Annotated in this window: 22 protein-coding genes, 6 tRNA genes and 1 pseudogene; 20 read left to right on the top strand and 9 right to left on the bottom strand. The window is 51.4% G+C overall.

The features are described 5' to 3' along the window. Positions 1–373: 373 nt before the first annotated feature. Both rpmA and rplU read right to left on the bottom strand, forming a co-directional pair. Positions 374–637, bottom strand: coding sequence for a 50S ribosomal protein L27 (gene rpmA / locus H6B30_RS13465; RefSeq protein WP_205111461.1), 264 nt, complete (start codon positions 635–637; stop codon positions 374–376). Between the two features lie 21 nt (positions 638–658). Next, the gene (gene rplU, locus H6B30_RS13470; protein ID WP_205111463.1) at positions 659–976 is read right to left on the bottom strand and encodes a 50S ribosomal protein L21; all 318 of its coding nucleotides are present in this window, start codon (positions 974–976) and stop codon (positions 659–661) included. An 863-nt stretch (positions 977–1839) separates the two neighbouring features. On the opposite strand from rplU, the gene H6B30_RS13475 reads away from it, so the two are divergent. From H6B30_RS13475 to H6B30_RS13515, 9 genes are all read left to right on the top strand, one after another. Next, positions 1840–2361 carry a methylated-DNA--[protein]-cysteine S-methyltransferase gene (locus tag H6B30_RS13475; protein ID WP_205111465.1) on the top strand — a complete coding sequence of 174 codons (522 nt, stop codon included), beginning with the start codon at positions 1840–1842 and terminating at the stop codon, positions 2359–2361. Beyond that, complete coding sequence (locus H6B30_RS13480) at positions 2358–2681, top strand: MGMT family protein (protein ID WP_205111467.1); 324 nt, start codon at positions 2358–2360, stop codon at positions 2679–2681. Before H6B30_RS13475 ends, H6B30_RS13480 begins: the two co-directional genes overlap by 4 nt. A gap of 135 nt (positions 2682–2816) precedes the next feature. Next, entirely contained in the window at positions 2817–3980 is a 1164-nt protein-coding gene (nspC, locus tag H6B30_RS13485) for a carboxynorspermidine decarboxylase (RefSeq protein ID WP_205111469.1), read from the top strand. A gap of 103 nt (positions 3981–4083) precedes the next feature. Next, positions 4084–4156: transfer RNA gene (locus H6B30_RS13490), tRNA-Gly, on the top strand. Positions 4157–4204: 48 nt separating this feature from the next. Then, a tRNA-Leu gene (locus H6B30_RS13495) sits at positions 4205–4286 on the top strand. Positions 4287–4305: 19 nt separating this feature from the next. Then, a tRNA-Leu gene (locus H6B30_RS13500) sits at positions 4306–4392 on the top strand. A 6-nt stretch (positions 4393–4398) separates the two neighbouring features. Then, positions 4399–4471, top strand: a tRNA-Gly gene (locus H6B30_RS13505). Between the two features lie 36 nt (positions 4472–4507). Beyond that, positions 4508–5053, top strand: coding sequence for a hypothetical protein (locus tag H6B30_RS13510; RefSeq protein WP_205111471.1), 546 nt, complete (start codon positions 4508–4510; stop codon positions 5051–5053). Positions 5054–5112: 59 nt separating this feature from the next. Next, entirely contained in the window at positions 5113–5538 is a 426-nt protein-coding gene (locus H6B30_RS13515; protein WP_205111473.1) for a single-stranded DNA-binding protein, read from the top strand. A 117-nt stretch (positions 5539–5655) separates the two neighbouring features. Here the strand turns inward: H6B30_RS13515 and H6B30_RS13520 are convergent, their stop codons facing one another. The 3 genes from H6B30_RS13520 to H6B30_RS13530 are packed head-to-tail and all read right to left on the bottom strand — an operon-like array spanning position 5656 to position 10618. After that, complete coding sequence (locus H6B30_RS13520) at positions 5656–6783, bottom strand: PepSY-associated TM helix domain-containing protein (protein ID WP_205111475.1); 1128 nt, start codon at positions 6781–6783, stop codon at positions 5656–5658. 14 nt (positions 6784–6797) lie between these two features. After that, positions 6798–8183: a DUF4374 domain-containing protein gene (locus tag H6B30_RS13525; protein ID WP_205111477.1), complete on the bottom strand. Its 1386-nt coding sequence runs from the start codon at positions 8181–8183 to the stop codon at positions 6798–6800. Between the two features lie 44 nt (positions 8184–8227). Beyond that, entirely contained in the window at positions 8228–10618 is a 2391-nt protein-coding gene (locus H6B30_RS13530; protein WP_205111479.1) for a TonB-dependent receptor, read from the bottom strand. 742 nt (positions 10619–11360) lie between these two features. On the opposite strand from H6B30_RS13530, the gene yihA reads away from it, so the two are divergent. From yihA to H6B30_RS13570, 8 genes are all read left to right on the top strand, one after another. Beyond that, entirely contained in the window at positions 11361–11966 is a 606-nt protein-coding gene (yihA, locus tag H6B30_RS13535) for a ribosome biogenesis GTP-binding protein YihA/YsxC (RefSeq protein WP_205111481.1), read from the top strand. A gap of 4 nt (positions 11967–11970) precedes the next feature. Then, the gene (locus H6B30_RS13540) at positions 11971–13758 is read left to right on the top strand and encodes an ABC-F family ATP-binding cassette domain-containing protein (protein ID WP_205111483.1); all 1788 of its coding nucleotides are present in this window, start codon (positions 11971–11973) and stop codon (positions 13756–13758) included. A gap of 13 nt (positions 13759–13771) precedes the next feature. Next, entirely contained in the window at positions 13772–14386 is a 615-nt protein-coding gene (recR, locus tag H6B30_RS13545; RefSeq protein ID WP_205111485.1) for a recombination mediator RecR, read from the top strand. 4 nt (positions 14387–14390) lie between these two features. After that, the gene (locus tag H6B30_RS13550) at positions 14391–14828 is read left to right on the top strand and encodes a hypothetical protein (RefSeq protein WP_205111487.1); all 438 of its coding nucleotides are present in this window, start codon (positions 14391–14393) and stop codon (positions 14826–14828) included. Continuing rightward, a complete protein-coding gene (locus tag H6B30_RS13555) occupies positions 14825–16015 on the top strand; it encodes a glycosyltransferase family 2 protein (protein WP_205111489.1) in 1191 nt (396 codons plus the stop codon). The genes H6B30_RS13550 and H6B30_RS13555 overlap by 4 nt, the downstream gene beginning before the upstream one ends. After that, positions 16012–16533 (top strand): GNAT family N-acetyltransferase, encoded by a 522-nt coding sequence (locus H6B30_RS13560; RefSeq protein WP_205111491.1) that lies wholly within the window; start codon positions 16012–16014, stop codon positions 16531–16533. Before H6B30_RS13555 ends, H6B30_RS13560 begins: the two co-directional genes overlap by 4 nt. 74 nt (positions 16534–16607) lie before the next feature. Then, positions 16608–16681 (top strand) — tRNA-Asp (locus H6B30_RS13565). A 26-nt stretch (positions 16682–16707) separates the two neighbouring features. Beyond that, positions 16708–16781, top strand: a tRNA-Asp gene (locus H6B30_RS13570). Positions 16782–17022: 241 nt separating this feature from the next. On the opposite strand, the gene H6B30_RS13575 is transcribed toward H6B30_RS13570, so the two are convergent. Next, on the bottom strand, positions 17023–18006 hold the full coding sequence (locus H6B30_RS13575) for an ISAon1 family transposase (protein ID WP_439116970.1): 984 nt from the start codon (positions 18004–18006) through the stop codon (positions 17023–17025). After that, a complete protein-coding gene (locus H6B30_RS13580; protein ID WP_205111493.1) occupies positions 18002–18352 on the bottom strand; it encodes an ISAon1 family transposase N-terminal region protein in 351 nt (116 codons plus the stop codon). Before H6B30_RS13580 ends, H6B30_RS13575 begins: the two co-directional genes overlap by 5 nt. 471 nt (positions 18353–18823) lie before the next feature. Here H6B30_RS13580 and H6B30_RS16410 point away from each other — a divergent pair, with 471 nt between their 5' ends. From H6B30_RS16410 to H6B30_RS13590, 3 genes are all read left to right on the top strand, one after another. Continuing rightward, positions 18824–19072 (top strand): GAD-like domain-containing protein, encoded by a 249-nt coding sequence (locus H6B30_RS16410; protein WP_239484049.1) that lies wholly within the window; start codon positions 18824–18826, stop codon positions 19070–19072. A gap of 87 nt (positions 19073–19159) precedes the next feature. Next, complete coding sequence (locus H6B30_RS16415; RefSeq protein ID WP_239484051.1) at positions 19160–19513, top strand: hypothetical protein; 354 nt, start codon at positions 19160–19162, stop codon at positions 19511–19513. A 50-nt stretch (positions 19514–19563) separates the two neighbouring features. After that, on the top strand, positions 19564–19788 hold the full coding sequence (locus tag H6B30_RS13590) for a hypothetical protein (RefSeq protein ID WP_205111495.1): 225 nt from the start codon (positions 19564–19566) through the stop codon (positions 19786–19788). A 183-nt stretch (positions 19789–19971) separates the two neighbouring features. Here the strand turns inward: H6B30_RS13590 and H6B30_RS13595 are convergent, their stop codons facing one another. Both H6B30_RS13595 and H6B30_RS13600 read right to left on the bottom strand, forming a co-directional pair. Further along, complete coding sequence (locus H6B30_RS13595) at positions 19972–20661, bottom strand: SIMPL domain-containing protein (protein WP_205111497.1); 690 nt, start codon at positions 20659–20661, stop codon at positions 19972–19974. 6 nt (positions 20662–20667) lie between these two features. Then, a pseudogene (locus tag H6B30_RS13600) lies at positions 20668–20950 on the bottom strand (hypothetical protein); the annotation flags it as partial.

Here is a 20950-nt window from a genome sequence, read left to right on the forward strand (position 1 = left end):
GTCTGTGCCGTCAGCATGGCGCTTTGGCGTCGGTTGCGCCCGGCGTCGGCATATTCTCTGCAAAAGTAGCAATTTTATAGGAATAATGCAATTTAACCGTGGCAAAAGTTTCTACTTTTGGTCTAAATCTTTGTCGAGGATTGTTTTTGTGGCATGGTATTAAATGAAGAAGCGGTTTGTTTGCAAATTCTATTTGTTTTCGGGCGGCATGGTGGCAGGTTGCTTCTGCGCCGCCCGTCTGTCGGTGTTGCCGTCGCGGCGTGCGGCTGTTTGCCGTTGCGGCATGTGTCATTAAAGGCAGGCTCCCGCGGCTCTCTGATGAGTGCCGCGGGAGTCTGTTGTTTGTTTGGAATAAGTTGTTGTTTGGTTTTTATTATGCCTCGCCCTCAGGTATTACGGATACGAAGCTCTTGTTTTTCCGGCCTTTCTTGAAGTTGACTATGCCGTCGGTCAGGGCGTAGAGTGTGTCGTCTTTGCCGATGCCTACGTTCTTGCCGGGATTGTGCTTTGTGCCACGCTGGCGAACGATGATGTTGCCTGCTATCACTTTCTGGCCACCCCAGATTTTCACTCCGAGTCGTTGTGAAGCTGACTCGCGACCGTTCTTGGAACTACCAACACCTTTTTTATGTGCCATTTTCTTGTTTCCTCCTTTGGTTTAAGCGATTACTTCCTTAATTCTGATTTCGGTGAACTGTGCGCGGTGGCCGTTCTTCTTGCGGTAGTCCTTGCGCCTTTTCATCTTGAACACGATGACCTTGTCACCCTTTACGAGCGGGGTGATTACCTCGCACACTACTTTTGCGCCGTCCACGGTGGGTGCGCCTACTTCCACGCTGCCGTCTTTGTCTACAAGCAGCACCTTCTCAAACTCAACAGCCTGACCCGCTTCCGAGTTCTTGATGTGGTGAACAAAGAGCTTCTTGCCCTGCTCAGCCTTGAACTGTTGACCGTTAATTTCTACGATTGCGTACATTATTTATTATGTTAAACGGTTTTTTCCGCAAGGCGGAATGGCCTCATGCCATCACTTTCTCAAGCCTCCACGGACTAAATCGGCCGCAAAGTTACTGCTTTTTTGTGAATAATGGGACGTATGGCTTATGGAATGAATTCGTGGTTAACCTTAATTAACTAAAAATGTCGAGGCAAAAAATAAAGCGACGATCCTCACAGACAATCGCTCTATATCTTATAGGTATTAGCCGTTTTAAGGTAAAAAGATTGTTTTCAGGATAACGAGTGCAAATATACGAATTAATTTTGGCAACACCAAAAGTTTTTATTGCGTTTTTTCAATAAAATTTGTTGTGTGGGCACACGGCGGTTTCACGCTGTTTGATTGTGGCTGCCGTTCCTTTTGGCATGCCGTTTTTGCTCTGTTGTGGCTTGTTTGTTGTGTCATTCGGTCGTTATGGCTTCTCCGGGGTGTTTTTAGGGGGTGCTTTTCGTCTTGGCTTATGGCTTTCCCGCCTGTGCCATTAGGGCGTTTGTTTGGCTTGTATGCTATGGCGCTTGCCAACTGGCTGTGTCTCAGGGTGTTGGCAATACGGCACTTTTGGCGTTGCAAAACGGCATGTTTTGCAGTCTGAAACGGCCTGTACTGAGGGGCGATATGGGTCGTATTGCTATTGCGGTTTGCCGGTTGCAGCCGGGCGGTGGTGTGTTGGCTTTGCGCAATGCGCTTGGTTTCAGCGCCGGCTGTGCGCTGTGTGTGCCACTTTTCTCACAGATGTGTTGCCTGTGTGGCCGAAAAGATGTATATTTGCGTGCGCTGTTTCCCCAAGGGTCTTGGCGCTCTGTGCGTTTGTGTTTAATGTAAATTATGCAACAATAATAATGTCAACATCAAGTAATATTGCGATTGTGAGTTACCAATCGCCCTGCGGCAAACTTTTGCTCGGGGCTTTCGACGGTCGCCTGTGCCTTTGCGCGTGGGCCCGTGAGCTGCATCCCGGGCGTGCGCAGGCCAGTTTGGAGCGTCGCTTGGGTGTCGGTGCCTGTGAAATGGCTTCGCCGGTGACAACCGAGGCGGCCTTGCAGCTCGACGAGTATTTTGCAGGCAACCGCGTTGCCTTTACCGTGCCATTGATGCTGGTGGGCACCGAGTTCCAGCAAGAGGTGTGGCGGCAGTTGATGTCGGTGCCCTATGGGCATACCGTGTCTTACGGGTGCCTGGCCCAACTTCTGGGCCGCTCCGGTGCAAGCAGGGCGGTCGCAAACGCCAACGGGGCCAATCCTGTTTCCATTTTCGTTCCATGCCACAGGGTGGTGGGGGCCGACGGCTCGCTCACCGGTTATGCCGGAGGCATCGACGCGAAACGCTTTCTGCTCGGGGTTGAGGGGAGGGCGAACCTATGAAGCCCGATGCTTGCGAGTTCAGGCGTGCGGTGTGCGAAGTAGTGGCGGCCATCCCCGCCGGCATGGTGGCCACGTATGGCCAGGTGGCTTGTCTTGCCGGTTGGCCCAGCCATGCCCGCATGGTGGGCCGGGTGCTCAGCTGTGTCGGGGCGGGCGAGGGCATACCTTGCCACAGGGTGGTCGGCGCTTCGGGCCGTACGGCTCCGTGCTGGCCAGGCCAGGCTGCTGCGCTCAGGGCCGAAGGTGTGGCCTTTCGGGCAAACGGCCATGTCGACATGAAGCGTTGCCAGTGGGACGCCTCGGCCCTGCTGCCTTTATGAGCGTTCCGCCCTGGGCAGTATGCCCGTCATTCATTTGTTTTTCACGCGGATTTTGCGTATCTTTGCGGCGGCTTTCCTGCGGCAACAAACTTGGCAGGGCAAGCCGGAAGTTAAACCATTGCAGCAAAATAAATCATGAAAGTTGACGCAACAACGTTTGAAGGTATGCATACACCTATTTATATATTAGAGGAAACGCTGTTGAGGCGTAACCTCCAGTTGATATCCGATGTGGCCAGGCGGGCCGATGCCGAGATTATACTGGCATTTAAGGCATACGCCTTGTGGAAGACGTTCCCCGTGTTCAGGGAATACATACACTCTACCACAGCGAGCTCATTGAGCGAGGCCAGGCTTGCCTTCGATGAGTTCGGGGCGCCGGCGCACACGTTCTCGCCGGCGTATACCGACGCCGAGATCGACGAGATAGCCCGGTGCTCCAGTCACATCACGTTTAATTCGCTGACACAGTATGCCAGATATTCGTCTCGCGTGCGCGATGTAAACCCACAGCTCTCGCTTGGGCTGCGCATAAACCCGGGCTACTCGGAGGTCGGCACAATGCTTTATAATCCGTGTGCGCCCGGAACCCGCTTCGGCATATCGCCCGACAAGCTCCCCGAACGGCTTCCCGAGGGGGTCGATGGCTTTCATTGCCACTGCCATTGCGAGAGCGGGGCAGACGTGTTTGCGCGTACATTGGTGCATATCGAGGATAAGTTTTCAAAGTGGTTCCCTCAGTTGAGGTGGATAAACTTTGGCGGCGGGCATCTCATGACGCGCGAGGGGTACGACACAGACCTGCTTGTCGATACCATCAGGGGATTCCATTCTCGTTACCCCAACCTGGATGTCATACTTGAGCCGGGCAGCGCTTTCGCATGGCGTACGGGCAGCCTGGTGTCACATGTGGTTGACGTGGTGGAAGACCAAGGCATAAAAACGGCCATACTCGACGTTAGCTTTACATGCCACATGCCCGATTGCCTGGAGATGCCATACCACCCCGAGGTGAGGGGGGCGCAGCTGTTGCCGCTTGAGGCGGCATGTGAGCCTTGCACATACAGGCTTGGGGGCAACAGCTGCCTGGCCGGCGACTTTATGGGGGCGTGGCGTTTTCAGAAGCCGCTCGCCGTGGGCGATACCGTGGTTTTTGAAGACATGCTCCATTATACCACCGTCAAGACCACGATGTTCAACGGTATTTCGCATCCTGCAATAGGCTTCCTGCATGCAGACGGAAATCTCGAAATTATGCGCTCTTTTGGGTATGAAGACTACAAAAAACGCATGAATTGAAAAAAAACGAGAAAAAAGTTGCCGAAAATTTTGCAGGTTTCAAAAAAAGTCGTACCTTTGCACCGCGTTAAGAGAAACGCTCCTTACAAAAGGAAATGCAAAAGCGGAAATAGCTCAGTTGGTAGAGCACGACCTTGCCAAGGTCGGGGTCGCGGGTTCGAGTCCCGTTTTCCGCTCGACATTATGTACAAAAGAGTTTTTGAGCACGGGATGCTCAAGCAAAAGCCCAGGTGGCGGAATTGGTAGACGCGCACGTTTCAGGTGCGTGTGCCGCGAGGCGTGCAGGTTCGAGTCCTGTTCTGGGCACTCTTTTTTCTTGTTTGATGGAGAGGTGGCGGAATTGGTAGACGCGCTACTTTGAGGGGGTAGTGTTAATTGCGACGTGGGAGTTCGAGTCTCCTCCTCTTCACCATTTTTCGCGGAAATAGCTCAGTTGGTAGAGCACGACCTTGCCAAGGTCGGGGTCGCGGGTTCGAGTCCCGTTTTCCGCTCTTCTTTTATTTTACTCAGAAAAACAACATTACCAAATGAATTTGTACTTAAGATATTTCGATAGGGAGATTTTAGTCCATAATGTAGATGATGCCATCGACTTCTTGGCAAGTATTGATGAAATTGGCATGAATCCCATGTTGGAGGAAGATATCCGTGAGTACGCAGCGAGTGATGTGTATTACCCAAAGCGTTACAAGATACGTCCACGTGTATATTTCATTATAATCAAGACCGAGGCAGCTACCATGCTCGACTTCAAGGAGAAGCGTGCGTTGCACAGCGTTTCGCCTGCCAACGACCGCGAGAAGATAGTGTCACCGGTAATAGCCCACCTCAACGAGGAGCTTCCAGGGTGGTATGAGGGCGTGATTGATTTCAAACGCGTGCTTCAGGTGCCCGGCACCGGCAAGTTCCAGTACCGCGATACGCATTTTGTTGCCCAGTGCAAGGCCGTCTCGGGCATGGATTGCTACAACCGTATAGTCGAGCATCTGCGCCAGCGTGTAGACAGTCGCAGCCAGTTTCCGTCGGCAAAAGGCAAGAATTTCAAGTTCCGCTACTTGGGGCAATGCAAGTAATGCTTCATTGGCTCTGTGTGCTTGTTGAGTTTTCTTGTTCATCCTGATTAGGTTTTGTCATGAATAAGGTGATGCTTATTGGTAATGTGGGCAGGGAACCTGAAGTAAGGTACGTTGACCAAGGGGTGGCCGTGGCCAGGCTTACGATGGCTACGACCGAGCGCGGCTACGTGCTCCAGAATGGAACACAGGTGCCAGAGCGCACAGACTGGCATAATGTTGTTTTGTGGAGGCGGCTTGCCGAGATTGTAGAGAAGTATGTACACAAGGGCGACAAGCTCTATGTTGAGGGGCGCATACGGTATACCACGTATAACGACAAGCACGGTGTAAAGCACAATGTGACCGAGGTTTGGGCCGAGAACATAGAGTTGCTGAGCGTCAGGCCTCGCCCCGCGGCAAGCGATGGGGGCGCTGCAGCCCGGCCGTCGCAGCCCGATGGTGGCTCCGTTACGGCTGAGGATAGCCAGAACCCGCCGTTTTGAGGGTTGCCGCAGGGGGCGGTAAAGATATGAAAAAGACATTGGCAAGTCTTCGCTTACGCTCGGTAAGCAGGCTTTGCCAATGTCTTTGTTTTTTGGTAATGGCGCCGTTGCGGGCTTTCAGCTGTTTTTCTTTCGTCTGGCCATCATCCGTTTTATCCACAGATAGTAGCCTGTCAGGGGCAATATAGCGCCAATCAAAGCCATGATGAAATAGATAACCTTTGTTGTCGGGCCCCCCCAAGCTCCGGTGTGGAAGGCATAAAACCATCCTTTTAACTTGGCCTCGCGTGGAGTTTCGCCCCATGTCGTTATGCTTTTCACGAGTCCGTCCTTGGTGTTGAACGTCAGTTTGTCCACGTGCCTGAGGTATCCTTCGCCGTTCTTGCTCACCTGTGCGGTGCCATTGGCAATCGTTATCGACGAGTAGTCGCCCGAGTATAGGGCTGCAATGTTGCGTGCCGCCTTGTCCCATGCGGTGTAGTCGGTTTGGGGTTTGCCGGCCTTCGTTTTTCCATTCTTGCTGTTGTTGTCGGCCCGTGCGTGGCTTTGCTTTTGCGTGTCGGCTCCAAACATGCCGTAGACGGCCGTCCTGTACCATCCGAACGACCATGTGAGGCCTGTCAAAGCCATGACGAGCAAGACCAGGGTAGAGTAGAAGCCCAGCGCCACATGGCAGTCATACCATAGCCGTCGCCACCCTTTGGTGCAGGAAACCCGCAGCCGGTGCTTCAATGCTTTCCTGTTTTTGGGCCACCATACGACCAACCCCGACAGTAGGATGATGGCCATGACCAGAGTTGAAACCCCGACAATGGTCTTGCCGGCCGTTTTGTCGCCTTTCTTAGGCGGCACGTCCATGAGCCAACGGTGCAGCTGTCGCACGGTCTGGAAGAACGGATGGCTTTCCGGCCACCCCAATACTTCGCCGGTGTATTGGTTTACACAGAGCGAGCGCTTGCGTAAGTTGCTGAACGTTACTTGGTAAGAGCGGTCTTTTTCAGCCGGAATGATGATGCTGGCAATGCTCAGCGAGTCGTCTACCTGTTCGCTTACGCGGTGCGCTATTGTTGCAATGTCGAGCGCCCTTGCGTTTTCAGGAGGCTCAATCTCGTAGAGATGGCTGTTTATCGCATCATTGATTTCACGCTCAAAAACCAAGGCTGCCCCCGTCAGGCAGATTATAGAGATAATCAGCCCGAAGGGGACAGAGAGCCAAAGGTGTATTTTTCTGAATGTCTTTTTCATTGTGCAGGCCTTGTTTATTGGTCTTCTTTAAGCAGGCTCACACCCAGGATAGACTCCGTGTTGACCTCCATGCCTCGCACGGCATTGCCGTCTTTGTCTATCGTGTAGAGCGCTGCGCGTGAGCCGTCGGCCAGTTGCATTTCGAAGGTGATGGTGTTGCGGCTTTCGTCGATGGCCACCGGCAGTGCGATGTCCTGTATCTCAGAGGGCGAGGGCAGACCGCTCACCTCGTTGTATTCCATTGTCTCGACGTCGAAAATGCCGAACTTCTTGTGCGACCCCTCGGCCACGCCGCTGTTGCCGGGCTCAGAGAATAGCTGAAGGCAAAACTTGTTGTCGCCTATATAGTAGCATCTCCATAGGTAGTGGCCTGTCTTTTCGGTCAGGTTAACGTAGTAGTCGCTGTCAATACCCACCGGCATCCCGTTGTCGATGTTGCTTCCGCTTATCCTCAGCACGGCCGAAGGCATCTGCGGGGCGGTTTCGTCAGAGTTCTTGATTGTGCTCTGGCAGAACAGGTATATGTCGTCGCCCACCACTTCGATGCCCGTCTCAGTGCGCGATCGGTTGTTGCCTTTTATCTGTCCGGCCTCTTGTCCCGGGTGGTCGGCGCTCTTGCGCACAATCGTGTGTTGGTATTTCAGATACTCTTTCTGGCTGTCTTCTGGGTCAAACTCATATACGCCGATATACAGGTTGTTGGCCAGGTCGGTGCTGTAGGTGGCTTTTGCGCGTGTCGACTGGTCGTCGGGCTCTATGTGTTTTGTGCAGTAAGCCATCAGCACATAGTCTCCGTATCCTGCCAGGTCGCCCACTCCCCATGTCTCGCCTTCCATCAGGCTGGCCGGTTCGGCATCGAGGTTGTCGCAATCTATTATCCCGTCGACAACCGCGCGGTTGAAGTTTTCCAGTTCAATGAACTTCACGCGCTCATAGTGTCCGTCGCCGGTCTGGTCGGAGAGCCCTATGAGGTAGTTTTTGAATATGCCCCTTGCCTTGACATCGCCATCGAGCGCCAGTCCGCTGCCGTGCTGCACCATGGTTCCGTCAGACAGTTTCCATGCCTTGGTGATATAGTCTGACGACGAGCCTCCCTGCGAAGGGTAGTTCATCCCAATCAGATATTTGTTGCCATAGTTCACGAAGTCGGGGTTGTTGCCGCTGAAGAAGATGCGGTTGTTGGTGTTGCTTGTAGCGTCGAGCAGCCCCGACGCAATGCTGTCAACCTGTTGCAGGTAGGCCCCGTTGCTCTCTCCCGAGCTGCTCATCACTATATACTGTTCGGTGCTGTTGCCGTTAGGCGGCGTTGTTGAGCCTGGGTTTGTGTCGTCGTCGCTGGTGCAGGCCGTTATGGCACACGCCAGCATGCCGAGGCCAATGAGTCTTAAGTCTTTTTTCATTTGTCTTTAATGTTTATTGTTTTTTCAATGTCAGTGTCATTGTTTCACTTGTTGAAGTTGTAGGCCACTTTGAAGGCGAACGACCGTCCGGGCTTCTGCATCTTGAAGTTGTCGTAGAGTCTTTCGTCGAAAATGTTGCGGCATTCGGCCGACACCGTAAATTCGCGTTGCCTTCCGAAGCTGTAGCTTATGTTGATGTCGTGCGAAATCTGCGTCGGCACTTCCAGTTCGCTGTTGTTGTATGTGTTCCACTCGTAGTTGAACTCATGCACATAGCTCATCATGTAGTGTATGTCGAGCAGAGTGCCCTTGACCACCACGTCGTTGAGGCTCACGCCAGCTTCAGCGTTTCCATACATGTATGGCATGGCCGGTATGCGCTCTTTGTAGTTGAGGCTCAGGCTTTGTGTGCCCGTTTTGTACTTCATCATGCTGCGCATGTCGAAGTAGCTGAAATTGGCCCCGACAAACAACATGCCGTTGTAGGTGTATCTCAGGCTCATGTCGCCGCCTATGCTGCGCACGCCCCCTTCGTTGCTTGAGCTGGCGCGCCCGTTGTCGTTGTTTGTGGTGCGGCGTATGTAGTCGTTGATGTCGCGGTATTGCAATGCGGCGTCAATGGTAAGCCGGTGTGCCGGCGTGTCCATGGGGCGCACCGTGACCCCCAGGTTGACGTTGTTGCTCGTCTCGGGCTTGAGCGTGGCGTTGCCCCTCTCTATGTCGTCGCCCGAGCCGAACAGTTCGCGGCTCGTTGGCAGCCTGTAGGCATATTCATAAGAAAGGCGCAGCTGCAGGCGCTTGCCTATGAAATAAGTAGTGGCCAGCCCGCCTCCCCAATACGACTCAGTGGAGCTCATGTCGCGGTAGTTGCTTCCGCCGTCGGGGTCGAGCCATGCCTCAAGGTGGTTGACATAGTTTTTCACGAAGGCCGACGTGTTCCATATTCCCCTGTAGTCGTACTTGTAGCTAAGGCCCGATGTGGCCTTGACGCTCTTTTGCGGGTGGTCGTATTCTGGCTTGCTGACGGTCTCATCCTTGCCCGACCGCGAGAAGGTGGTCAGTGTTGAGCTTACAGACACAGAGTGGCCCGGGGCCGGAAACAGCGCTACGGCCAGGTTGGCCGCGCCGTTGTGGTCGCGGTAGTGGTATTTTGTGTACGACAGTTCGCCCGGGGCGCTCTTGTCGGGGCCGCGTTCTCCCAGCCAGTTGTAGTTGCAGCTGGCCGTGTCGGCAGCATACGACTTGCCGAAGTTGTAGTTGCCGTTGAGCGACACATGCAGCCCTTCGAGCACGTCAAACCGTTTCTCGTATGTCAGCGTCGGCATCAGGGTGCTTGCTGTGGTGTATCGGGCGCCGTACACCCAGTTCATGTTCGATGCGTTCTGGGTCTCTTTGTACTCATAGCCGCCGGTGAATCCGAGCAGCAGCCTGTCGGCAAAAGGCTTGTCTACCACGCCCACCTTGAGCACGGCGGCCTCGTTGTGGTACCTGGCGTGGAAGCGTCGCACCTCGAAGTCGCCGTAGACCACGCTGTTGTTGGTGAAGTCCGTGTAGTGGTCGATGTTCACCTTGTAGTCGTTGTCCGAATAGTTTTGGTAGGCGTTCAGCGAAACGTGGAAACCGTTTTGGGCCGTATACTCGGTGTAGACGTTGGTCTTGTGAGTGTTGAACGAGCCAAACGAGTAAGACGCGTTGACCCTGGTGCGCCGGCTTTTGTCTGTCACGATGTTGATGGCCCCGCCCAGGGCGTCGCCTCCGAGCTCTATGGGCACAACGCCCTTGTACACCTCGATGCGCTTGGCCAGCCCGGCAGGTATGTTGTTGAGCCCGAAGGCCGAGCTCATGCCTTCCATCGGAACCCCGTCGATGAACACCTTTACGTGGCGGCCCGAGAATCCGTTGAGCGACACGTCGGCATCTGAGCCCACTCCGCCGCCCTGCCTTATCCTCACGCCGCTTATGCGGTCCATCACGCTTGCCAGGTCCATGGTGGTGTTCTTAAACTTGTCTGTCTCTATAAGTGAAACATTGTATGCCAGCCGTGCCACCTTTTCTGTGGGGCTCAGGCCGTCGACCACCACTTCGCCGAGAGACTTTTCGTCTACCTCCATCTTGATGGCCATCGTTTCAGACGACTTCAAGTCGACCGTGCCACTGTGCTTCCTGTAGCCCAGCAGGCTCACGCTCACGGTGTATCTGCCCGCCTTGCCCAGTTGTATGGTGGCCTTGCCGTCGGCCCCGGTCAGGGCCCCTCCGGCCAAGGCATTGCCTTCGGCGGAGCGCACCTCCACGCGGGCATGGCTCAGCGGCACGCCGTCAGCCTTGTCGGTAACTATGCTTGTCAGCTTTAATGCTTGTTGGGCGCTTGTAAGAGCAAACGCAAATACGGATATGAGTAGAAGGCTATACCGCAATTGATATGGCGATTTATTCATGTCGGTGTATATGAGTTGAGTGATATGATTTTTGATTTCGGGTGCAAAGTTAGGCATAATTCGAGCAGTAGGCAATCGCAATTATTAGTGATATTTGGCACGGAGACGGCCCTGAAATTGGTCTTTTGGGTGGTAATAATACACTGAAATGATGATTTTTCGGTGCCGGTGGCCTTTGTTTGTGCGGCCCATGGCCATCCTTCGGTTGCATGTCATCGCCATGGCGCCATGCCCGCTGCCGGTCTGGCTCCATGGCTTGCCTGTAGCGTCATGGCCTCGGTTGGCGGCCATTTGTTGTAATAAAAAATGCTGCTCGCGGCATCCGGCGCAACAAGCTGGCTGTGAGGCGTTTGCCAAACGGGCCGAATGCTATGGCCAAACGGCCTTTGTCGCTGTGCGAAACGTGCCGTATGGCAGGCCGGAATGTGCCGTCTTGCCATCCTATGGTGCCGCCGGCGTCAGGCATGGCCATAAGTGTAATCTTGTTTTACCGCGGGCCATCCGTTTCGCCCCGCCCCAAACCCTATCTTGCACTGTCCGGAGCGCAGCCGCCCCGTGCGCATCGGGCAGTGTGGGCAGCCCGGCCCTGCATCGTTGACAGTGCCGCCGACAGGGCCGCTTCATTCAGTCGTAGGCTGCCATACACATCGCAAAAACTATTATCGGCTGTTAAAAAGCCATGCCATTTCTTTGTAATTCATTCGTTTTGCCTTAATTTTGCAGTCAAAACAGATAAATAGCGATGGAAATAAATACAGCCGAATTTACTTTGAGCGCGCCGCGTGAGTCGATGTGCCCAAAGGACAACAGGATAGAGTATGCATTCATTGGCCGTTCGAACGTTGGGAAATCGAGCCTAATAAATATGTTGTGCGGCAAGAAAAAGCTGGCTAAGACGTCGGCCATGCCCGGCAAGACGCTGCTGATAAACCATTTCATAATAAACCGTGAGTGGTATTTGGTAGACCTGCCCGGCTATGGCTATGCCAAGCGATCGAAGACAGAGAAGGCCCGCCTGGAGCAGATGATAAGCGGCTACATTCTGCAGCGCAAGCAGTTGGCATGCGTGTTTGTGCTTGTCGACGTGAGGCATGAGCCGCAGCAGATAGACCTTGAATTCATCAACTGGCTGGGCGCCAGCGGCATACCGTTTGCCATCGTGTTTACGAAGGCCGACAAGCTGTCGGCCGGCAAGGTTGCCGGCAATGTCGAGGCATACAAGGCCAAGCTGACGGAGACATGGGAAGAGCTGCCGCCTATATTCATAACATCGTCGGAAACGAGGGTGGGCAAAGAAGAGTTGCTCGGATATATCGACTCGGTAAACAAGTCTCTCAAGGACGCATAAGGACATGGCAAAGGACAAACCGTTTCTTGACGTACAGAACCTGACCAAGACGTTCGGGGCGCTCGTGCTGTTTGAGGACATCAGCTTCAGCATAGCTGAAGGCCAGCGGGTGGGGCTGATTGCCAAAAACGGGACGGGCAAGTCGACGCTGCTCTCGGTGCTCTCGGGCAAGGAGGGGCGCGACGCCGGCGAGATAATATTTCGCCGCGACCTGAAAGTGGGCTTCCTCGAGCAGTCGCCGGTGTTCGACCCGGCTGAGTCGGTGCTCGACGCCTGCTTCAACCATCACGGCGACGACGCCCTGGTGCTTAAGGCGAAGCAGATACTGACGCGGCTTAAGATTCGCGACCTGTCGCAACCGATGGGGCAGCTCAGCGGAGGGCAGCAGAAAAGGGTGGCACTGGCCAATGTGCTCATCACCGAGCCCGACCTGCTGATACTCGACGAGCCCACCAACCACCTTGACTTGGACATGATAGAGTGGCTCGAGGGCTACCTGTCGAGCGGCAACAAGACGCTGCTGATGGTGACGCACGACCGCTTTTTCCTCGACAGGGTGTGCTCGGTGATATTGGAGCTCGACGACAAGCGCATTTATACATACCGCGGCAACTACAGCTATTACCTCGAAAAGCGCCAGGAGCGGCTTGACGCACGCCGGGCCGAGATAGCCAGGGCCAACAACCTGTATCGCCGTGAGCTCGACTGGATGAGGCGAATGCCGCAGGCCCGCGGACACAAGGCCAAATACCGCGAAGACGCATTCTACGAGTTGGAGCGGGTGGCCAAGCAGCGCATGGAGGAGAGGCAGATGAGGCTGAAGTCTTCAAATGTATATATAGGCAGCAAGATATTCGAGTGCCAGTACATATCGAAGGCATGGTCGGGCGAGCATGTCATAATGAAGGACTTCTATTACAACTTCGCGCGTTACGAGAAGATGGGCATCGTGGGCAACAACGGCACCGGCAAGTCGACGTTTGTCAAGATGCTGCTCGGGCTCGAGCAGCCGGATTCCGGGCGGATTGTGATAGGCGACACGGTGCGCTTCGGCTATTTCTCGCAGGAAGGACTTAAGTTTGACGAGGGCCAGAAGGTGATAGACGTTGTAAGGGACATTGCCGATTACATTGACTTGGGCGGCGGACGCCACCTCACGGCGTCGCAGTTCCTGCAGCATTTCCTGTTCACGCCCGAACAACAGCACAACTATGTGAGCAAGCTGAGCGGTGGCGAGCGCCGCAAACTGTATCTGTGCACAGTGCTGATGCGCAATCCAAACTTCCTCGTGCTCGACGAGCCAACCAACGACCTCGACATAGTGACGTTGCAGATATTGGAAGAATATCTTGCCGACTTCCCCGGTTGCGTCATCGTGGTGAGCCACGACCGCTATTTCATGGACAAGGTGGTCGACCATTTGCTGGTGTTCAAGGGCGATGGGGTGATAAAAGATTTCCCCGGCAATTATACCCAATACAGGGCATGGAGCTCGCTCCAGTCGAAGGCAGAGGTGGAGACGGAAGCCAAGGTGCGTAAGGCCGCGCCGCAACAGCCGCGGCATGAGGTCAGACGACGTATGACATACAAGGAGAGAATGGAGTTTGCTGAGCTCGAGAAAGACATAGCCGCCCTGGAAGAAGAGAAGAAGTCAATTGAGGAGGCGCTGTGCAGCGGCACCCTCTCCGTGGCCGAGCTCACAGAGAAGAGCAAGCGGTTGCCGCTGCTTAACGAAGAGCTTGACGAGAAGAGCATGAGGTGGCTGGAACTCAGCGAGATAGAAAACAAATGAAGGAGGCGCAAATATGATACAGCAATATCCTTCACAATTGTTGGAAAAAGCCGTCGACGAGTTTGCCAAGTTGCCCGGCATAGGCCGCAAGACGGCCCTGAGGCTTGTGCTTCACCTGCTCAGGCGAGATGCCGACGAGGTGGAGCGCTTTGTCGGTGCCGTGGGCAAGTTGAGGCGTGAGGTTAAGTATTGCTCCGTTTGCCACAATATAAGCGACGGCGACGTTTGCCCTATATGTTCCGACCACAGCCGTGACGGGGCAACGATATGCGTGGTGGAGAACGTGCAGGACGTCATGGCCGTCGAGGCTACCATGCAGTTTCATGGCCTTTACCACGTGCTGGGAGGGGTCATCTCGCCAATGGACGGCATAGGGCCGGGCGACATCGAGATAGACTCGCTGGTGGAGCGGGTGGCCCGCGGAGGCGTGAAAGAGGTCATACTGGCCCTTGGCTCAACCATGGAGGGCGACACCACCAACTTTTATATTTACAGGAAGTTGGCGCCATACGACGTAAGGTTGAGCGTCATTGCCCGCGGCATATCCGTAGGCGACGAACTGGAATACACCGATGAAGTGACGTTGGGCCGGTCGATACAGAATAGGACATTGTTTGACGGAAAGTAAAATAATGATGAAAAAGACACGAAACATATTGATGGCGGAGTTTTGGACAGGCATAGTAGTGTCGCTTGCACTTGTTGCCGCCTATGAGAGCGATGCGCTCGCAGTGGGCGCCTGCGCTTCGGCAAGCGGTGCCGAGTTTGCTGCCATGACCGCCATGGAGCTGCTCACGCTTGTGGCCATACCTCTGTCTTTGCGCATGTTCAGGTTTGCCCCGGTAAGGCGGGCACTTGCCGTTGGCGCCGACCGGGCCTTGGCCAGGTGGGGAACAGTGCGCATTTTGTTGCTTGCGCTGCCCATGGTGGCCAACACGCTGCTTTACTATCTCTTCATGTCAACAACATTTGGGTACATGGCCATCATCCTGTTTCTGTGTATGCCGTTTGTGTTCCCGGCATTGGGGAAATGCTACTACGAGGTGTCAATGGCCGAAAAAGACATATGAAGCTGAGTGTAATCATAGTAAACTATAACGTAAAGTACTACGTAGAGCAGTGCTTAGACAGTCTTGGGCGGGCGCTCGACGGCATCGAAAGCGAGATTTTTGTGGTAGACAACCACTCGAAAGACGATTCGGTGGGATACATCACACGGCGTTTCAAGAATGTGGCCGTCATTGACTGCAACCATAACCTGGGCTTCGCGAGGGCAAACAACATAGCCATACGCCAGTCGGCAGGCGAATACGTGCTGCTGCTCAACCCCGACACGTTTGTTGGTGAAGACACCATACGCAATGTGCTCGCATTCATGGACCTGCATCCCGCTGCCGGCGGTGCCGGGGTCAGGATGTACAATCCCGACGGTACAAGGGCGCTGGAGTCGAGGCGGGGACTGCCAACGCCAATGACATCGTTCTACAAGATGTTCGGGCTCTGTGCCCGCTTCCCGCAAAGCCGGACGTTCGGCAGGTATTACATGGGCTACCTGAGCTGGGAAGAGCCCGTTTGCATAGAGGTAATCAGCGGGGCGTTCTGCCTGTTGAGGCGCGAGGCGCTCGACAAGGTTGGACTGCTCGACGAGGATTTCTTTATGTATGGCGAAGACATCGACCTGTCGTACAGACTGCTGCAGGGGGGCTATGAAAACTGGTATTTGCCTTACCCGATACTGCATTACAAGGGGGAGAGCACACATAAGACATCTTTCCGCTACGTGCATGTGTTTTATCAGGCAATGCTCATATTCTTCAGGAAGCATTACGGCCATCTCAGCTTCTGCATAACGGTTCCCATCAAGGGGGCCGTATATGTCAAGGCGCTGGTAGCTCTGGTCAAGATGCTCTCGTACAGGCTGCGCAAGTCGCTTGGGCTGATATACAAGCGGGGCGACGACCCGAGGTATCTGTTCGTCGGCGGGAAGCAGATGACCGACCGCTGCAGGCTCGTAGCGAGGCGGAAGGGGCTCTCGGCCGACTTCTGCAGCGGCGATGAGAACAACTATGTGTTGGCCATCGACATGGTGAACCGGTATCTGGAAAAAACGCCTCTCTATGTCGTGTTCGACACAGACGCCTTTTCTTATAAGTCTATGCTGGGGATAATGGCGCAAGTGTCGAGGCCCGACGTGAAACTCGGGACGTTCTCCAACAAGACAAAGATTATTATTACACCCGACGAGATAATTAAATGACAACTCTTGGCGCAAAGCAGCAGATAAGGTTGAGGGCCATGGAGCCCGAAGACCTTGATTGGCTGTATAAGATTGAAAACGACACCACGCTTTGGAACGTGGGGGCGACCAATGTGCCGTATTCACGGTATGCGCTTCACGATTATATAGCAAATGCGGCAAACGACATATACATCGACAAGCAGGTAAGGCTTATAATTGATGATGGACTTGGCGTTCCGGTCGGGGTGGTTGACCTGGTGAACTTTGATCCGAGGCATCTTAGGGCAGAGGTCGGCATTGTAATAGAGTCAAAATACAGGCGCTGTGGCTATGCGGCCATGGCCCTGAGGGAGGTGGCGGCCTATGCCTCTGATGTGTTGCATCTGCATCAATTATATGCGGTGGTTGCTGAGACAAATGTAGTCTCGGTCAGACTGTTTGAATGCATGGGCTATACGGGCTGCGGAAGACTCAAAGATTGGCTCTTCGACGGCAAAAAGTTTGTCGATGCAAAGGTTTTGCAAGTTTTTTTGTAAATTTCTCGTGAAAAGTTTTGGAGATTCAAAAAAAATGCCTACCTTTGCACCCGCAATCAGAAATGAAGACAAGAGGTGCGTTAGTTCAGTAGGTTAGAATGCCTGCCTGTCACGCAGGAGGTCACGAGTTCGAATCTCGTACGCACCGCTTGAAGAGAGCGGAAAAATTGAAATGGTGCGTTAGTTCAGTAGGTTAGAATGCCTGCCTGTCACGCAGGAGGTCACGAGTTCGAATCTCGTACGCACCGCACAAAGGCTTCAAGAGGTCTTCGGCAATGAAGATAAAATGCCTTCAAAGCAATGCAAAACGTTGTAAAACATCTGTTTTACAACGTTTTTTTATAAACCTATATCATCAGTGATGCCGTTGGATGGAGTACCCCAATTTCGGGTTGTGCGCTTATTCGGTGGCTAAATCACGATTATGATTCATTGTTTTATCGGGTCAGTCCGAAAAGCCGGTTGCAATCCTTGCTCCCGTTTTCAGTACTATGCACACAATTTGGACAGTCTAAACAAGAAGAATGGAATGTCAGCTACTCCCCTGAACTGGCTTCTGAAAGCCTTTACTTTGGCATTGAACGACTCTGCCCCGGCATTGGTTTGCCTGTTCACGAAAAAATTAAGTATGGTATCATAGTGATTTACAAAAGTGCCAATGACGGTCTGAAAGGCATTTCCAGCCAACTTTTCAACTTCATTGAACCATCTTGCCAGTTTGAGCCTTGCCACATCCTTGATGCATTTCCTGTTGAAGATGTCCGTCAGTTCCATGGCAAGCTCATAAGCCCGCTTTAGTTCGGGATAGAACTCAAAGATAATGTCCGCCCTCCATCTTTGTGATTTTGTCCATTTGGATTCGTGTTTGGTCAGAATATATTTGGCTCTTGCCAACAGCTGTTTGCGCGTATCTCCGTTTGCATGCCTGAAAGGGACGTACTTTATGCCCTCTTCCCGGCATCTCTGCATTTCCCCGTTCTCCAAATCCCTTGCCATCCAACGCAATGACACCCGCAAGTCATCTATGGCATCATAATACAGTTTCTGCACGTGAAAACGGTCGTTGGTGATGCGTGCTTTTGGGAAAACAGTGCGTGCTATCAGCATCATGGAAGAGGAGAGGTCTAATGTTATCTCCTTCACTTGAAGACGTTTATGAAGTGAAATTTTCTCAATTACGGCAATTACCGTTTCGGCTTTCGTGCCATGTATGACAGCCACCAAAGTTCCAGGTCCGCCGTGCCCTTCCTTGTTGGTCAGGAAAGTGTAGACTTCGTCACTGCTCAGGCAGGATTCGTCTATGCTCAGACAGGGGCCTATGTTTTCAGGATAAATCAGATACTCCGAGGCATGGTCCAATTGCTCCCACTGGCGGAAGTCGCTGAAATGCTCCTTGTATTGGGCATTGAGGAGTTTGCCGTTCACTCCATAATGACTGGCTATGCCTTTTATGCTCTCAGCCGTGCTCTCAATCCTCTTCTTTTAAAAAAGCAACAAACTCGGGGGAGAGTTTGGAGCCGGATTCCGTCAAGCCGTCGAAGTCGTAAGTGAATATCTCGCCGGTGGAACGGTCTATCCATTTACGGCGGCGGACATGAAGATAAACACTGCGGCCACGGATCGGAAAATCCTCTATGGTCTTATAATCAGTAAAACCATACGGACGGACTGTACCCTTTTTGTAATCTTCGCGGGACATATACTCACGTTCATCAAGCCAATATTCCAAACGGTCGGCTTGTTCAATATAATCTGTAAACTCGAAATTATCCGTAATAACCTCAGGGAATACGGTTCGTAATACTTGCCATTGCTTCATGGGGCAGATAATGTTTTTACACGATTATAGCAAGGATTGCAACCGGCTTTTCGGACTGACCCTTTATACACGGCTTTTAGTGTAATGCACTATAAGCGTCAATAGATCCAGGCAGGCTCACTATGAAACTGTAAAGTACCCTTACCAATAATGGCCGCAATGTGCTATGCAATCAAATTCGCCGTTATGCCTCCGTGGCATGATTAGCATAATCCATGGCCTTTTTCTGTGGCTAAATCACGATTATGATTCATTGTTTTTATCGGAATTATATGTATATTTTCCCAATATTTTTCGGAATGACGGCCAATTTCATTTGACATCAAAAGTAAATATGTATCTTTGTTGCTCGTGGTCATGGCAATTATTGCTTGATACTCAGTATGGTAGAGTTACAATGTCGTTTTGCCAATCAACAAATTGACATGTGTAAGTAATTCATATAGCTCATTCAAACACGATATTAATAATATGGAAGATTTGAAAAGATTTATTGCAAGAAACAAGGATACTTATGTAAGGCATTCCGATGTATCAGAAGAAATGATTTCTAAGTATGAGCAAATGTTTCGTGGAAAATTCCCAAAAGAACTGGTTTGGATATGGCGAAATATGGGCTTTGGAGTTTACGAAAACGGATATTTGCAAATTGTAAATCCGGAAGAATATGATTTTGTGTTTGATTATATCGACAAATTATTAGAACCAACCATAGTTTGAGGTATTACCGCCTTGGGGGATTTATTATTATGGGAAGGGAATGATAATTGGACCATAGCTCCAGATGAAGGTAATAGAGGGGCGTTTATGAATATCAGGTTTTTAAAAAAAGAAATAACAGGGAGCGATCCTTCTGTATATCTTGATATTCTTATATTAGAATATACAAGCTCAGACTTTCCGTATTGGGTATCTTGTCGTTTGTATGACGCATACGGCAAAGAATGGCTCTTTGAAGAAAAGTTGTCAATAGTATCGTGTAAAGCAAAAATTACATCTTTCCCATGTAAAGGATTTATACGGGGTAAAATTATTTCAGAACAAAATGATATGGTGGAGTTTTGCACTAAAGAGCCTGATGGTGTGGAAAGCATAGACGGTTGTAACATATTTTGGATTGCAAAAAATCAATTGATAGATAACAAACAGCAAATCGACTGAATAAGCGGAACGCTGACAGTCATTATGTGCAATTAAAAAACGATGTAAATATGAAAACTGAAAAAATTAGTGATGTCCTGCAAGGAATGGATGTCAATACAGAAGATGCGATTGTAACCTTATCAGATAAGGTTTGGGAGATAGGCGAATTAAGTGAAATTAAAAATCAAGTGTCCGACGCTGTATTTGCATTTCACATAGTAGCTAATGTTATAGGTATCTATAAAGGTGATGGGTGGCAAGCGATTATATATAAAAATCCGATATTAAAATAGGAATGGATTAGAAATAAGCTATTTATGAGCTTTTCTCAAAGGGTGAGGTAATGACTTGGCAACGGTCGCAAATTCTGCGATTTGCGGTGTATTTCCGTCAAACAACTCTTATTCGATGCAAATGTACACAAATAAAGCGGACGAAAAGAAGAATATGGCATTTTTCTTTCGTCCGCCTTACATTTAATCTATGATTTCAAAACGTACTTGCATGGAATAGCTCTTCTTGATGGTGCGGAAGTTGTCGAATGAGGCAGCATCGGATGACAAGACATTGCTTTGCGCAAACGGGAAAATATTACTGTTCCTTTCCTCCACAATACGTATCACATCACCCAATTTCTTACCCAATGCCTCTACCAAATAGGTCGCTTTCCTTTGGGCAGCTTTCAATGCCTCAATCTTTCCCATTTGGTGGTATGCAAACATATCTTTGTTTTCCAGTTCGCCGATGCGCATGGAATTGATACCTTTCGTATCGATGCGCTTGACGATTTCGTTTATCTGATTGAAGTCGGTCAATGTAATGTCAAATTTCTTGGAAACCAAGAAGTCCTGCCCTTGTTGCCGCCAATAGTCACCGATTTCTTGCGTGCGAATAGCATTTTGTGGAATGTCTGCGTTGGCAAGGGCTTCTCTCAGTCCTTGTTCTATCTCTGATAAAGGTACTTTGGTGCGATATTCTTCGGGTTTCGACTTCCCGTCAAACTCTTCCTTGAAGTATTCTCGGATTTCAATCAGATAATGAATTTTGTCGGGTACGATTTCTATTTCCGATGTGCCCGTCACTTCAATATAGCGTTCGTTGGTTTGCGCTTGTAGCGAAAGAACGGCCAGCAAGCAAATTACAGACAAAAAGATTTTATTTTTCATATTCTATCATTTTACTTCAAATTCCGTATCCATATAGATTGCCAATTGTTGGCCTATTTTATATTTTCCTGGCAACAATTTTCCAGACATGAACCGCTTTTTATAGTTCTTATCTGTAATTCGGTTTATGTCCCATGAGATAGGGATGGTGAACAACATCGCTTCTCCACCTTTTAAACGAGCACAGTTTCTCATATAATCGGCCTCACCACTCCAACCGGAACGGGCAAACGGATGCGCCATATACAATTCATCTGTACCTACACTTGGCAAGAAAACGGGTTGAACA

This window comes from Marseilla massiliensis, assembly GCF_016899955.1.
In the GTDB taxonomy this organism is placed as follows: Bacteria; Bacteroidota; Bacteroidia; order Bacteroidales; family Bacteroidaceae; genus Prevotella; species Prevotella intestinigallinarum.

Coding starts and splice junctions, on each gene's coding strand:
- rpmA (WP_205111461.1), bottom strand. CDS start 637: ATGGCACATAAAAAAGGTGTTGGTAGTTCCAAGAACGGTCGCGAGTCA.
- rplU (WP_205111463.1), bottom strand. CDS start 976: ATGTACGCAATCGTAGAAATTAACGGTCAACAGTTCAAGGCTGAGCAG.
- H6B30_RS13475 (WP_205111465.1), top strand. CDS start 1,840: ATGTCAACATCAAGTAATATTGCGATTGTGAGTTACCAATCGCCCTGC.
- H6B30_RS13480 (WP_205111467.1), top strand. CDS start 2,358: ATGAAGCCCGATGCTTGCGAGTTCAGGCGTGCGGTGTGCGAAGTAGTG.
- nspC (WP_205111469.1), top strand. CDS start 2,817: ATGAAAGTTGACGCAACAACGTTTGAAGGTATGCATACACCTATTTAT.
- H6B30_RS13510 (WP_205111471.1), top strand. CDS start 4,508: ATGAATTTGTACTTAAGATATTTCGATAGGGAGATTTTAGTCCATAAT.
- H6B30_RS13515 (WP_205111473.1), top strand. CDS start 5,113: ATGAATAAGGTGATGCTTATTGGTAATGTGGGCAGGGAACCTGAAGTA.
- H6B30_RS13520 (WP_205111475.1), bottom strand. CDS start 6,783: ATGAAAAAGACATTCAGAAAAATACACCTTTGGCTCTCTGTCCCCTTC.
- H6B30_RS13525 (WP_205111477.1), bottom strand. CDS start 8,183: ATGAAAAAAGACTTAAGACTCATTGGCCTCGGCATGCTGGCGTGTGCC.
- H6B30_RS13530 (WP_205111479.1), bottom strand. CDS start 10,618: ATGAATAAATCGCCATATCAATTGCGGTATAGCCTTCTACTCATATCC.
- yihA (WP_205111481.1), top strand. CDS start 11,361: ATGGAAATAAATACAGCCGAATTTACTTTGAGCGCGCCGCGTGAGTCG.
- H6B30_RS13540 (WP_205111483.1), top strand. CDS start 11,971: ATGGCAAAGGACAAACCGTTTCTTGACGTACAGAACCTGACCAAGACG.
- recR (WP_205111485.1), top strand. CDS start 13,772: ATGATACAGCAATATCCTTCACAATTGTTGGAAAAAGCCGTCGACGAG.
- H6B30_RS13550 (WP_205111487.1), top strand. CDS start 14,391: ATGATGAAAAAGACACGAAACATATTGATGGCGGAGTTTTGGACAGGC.
- H6B30_RS13555 (WP_205111489.1), top strand. CDS start 14,825: ATGAAGCTGAGTGTAATCATAGTAAACTATAACGTAAAGTACTACGTA.
- H6B30_RS13560 (WP_205111491.1), top strand. CDS start 16,012: ATGACAACTCTTGGCGCAAAGCAGCAGATAAGGTTGAGGGCCATGGAG.
- H6B30_RS13580 (WP_205111493.1), bottom strand. CDS start 18,352: ATGAAGCAATGGCAAGTATTACGAACCGTATTCCCTGAGGTTATTACG.
- H6B30_RS16410 (WP_239484049.1), top strand. CDS start 18,824: ATGGAAGATTTGAAAAGATTTATTGCAAGAAACAAGGATACTTATGTA.
- H6B30_RS16415 (WP_239484051.1), top strand. CDS start 19,160: ATGAATATCAGGTTTTTAAAAAAAGAAATAACAGGGAGCGATCCTTCT.
- H6B30_RS13590 (WP_205111495.1), top strand. CDS start 19,564: ATGAAAACTGAAAAAATTAGTGATGTCCTGCAAGGAATGGATGTCAAT.
- H6B30_RS13595 (WP_205111497.1), bottom strand. CDS start 20,661: ATGAAAAATAAAATCTTTTTGTCTGTAATTTGCTTGCTGGCCGTTCTT.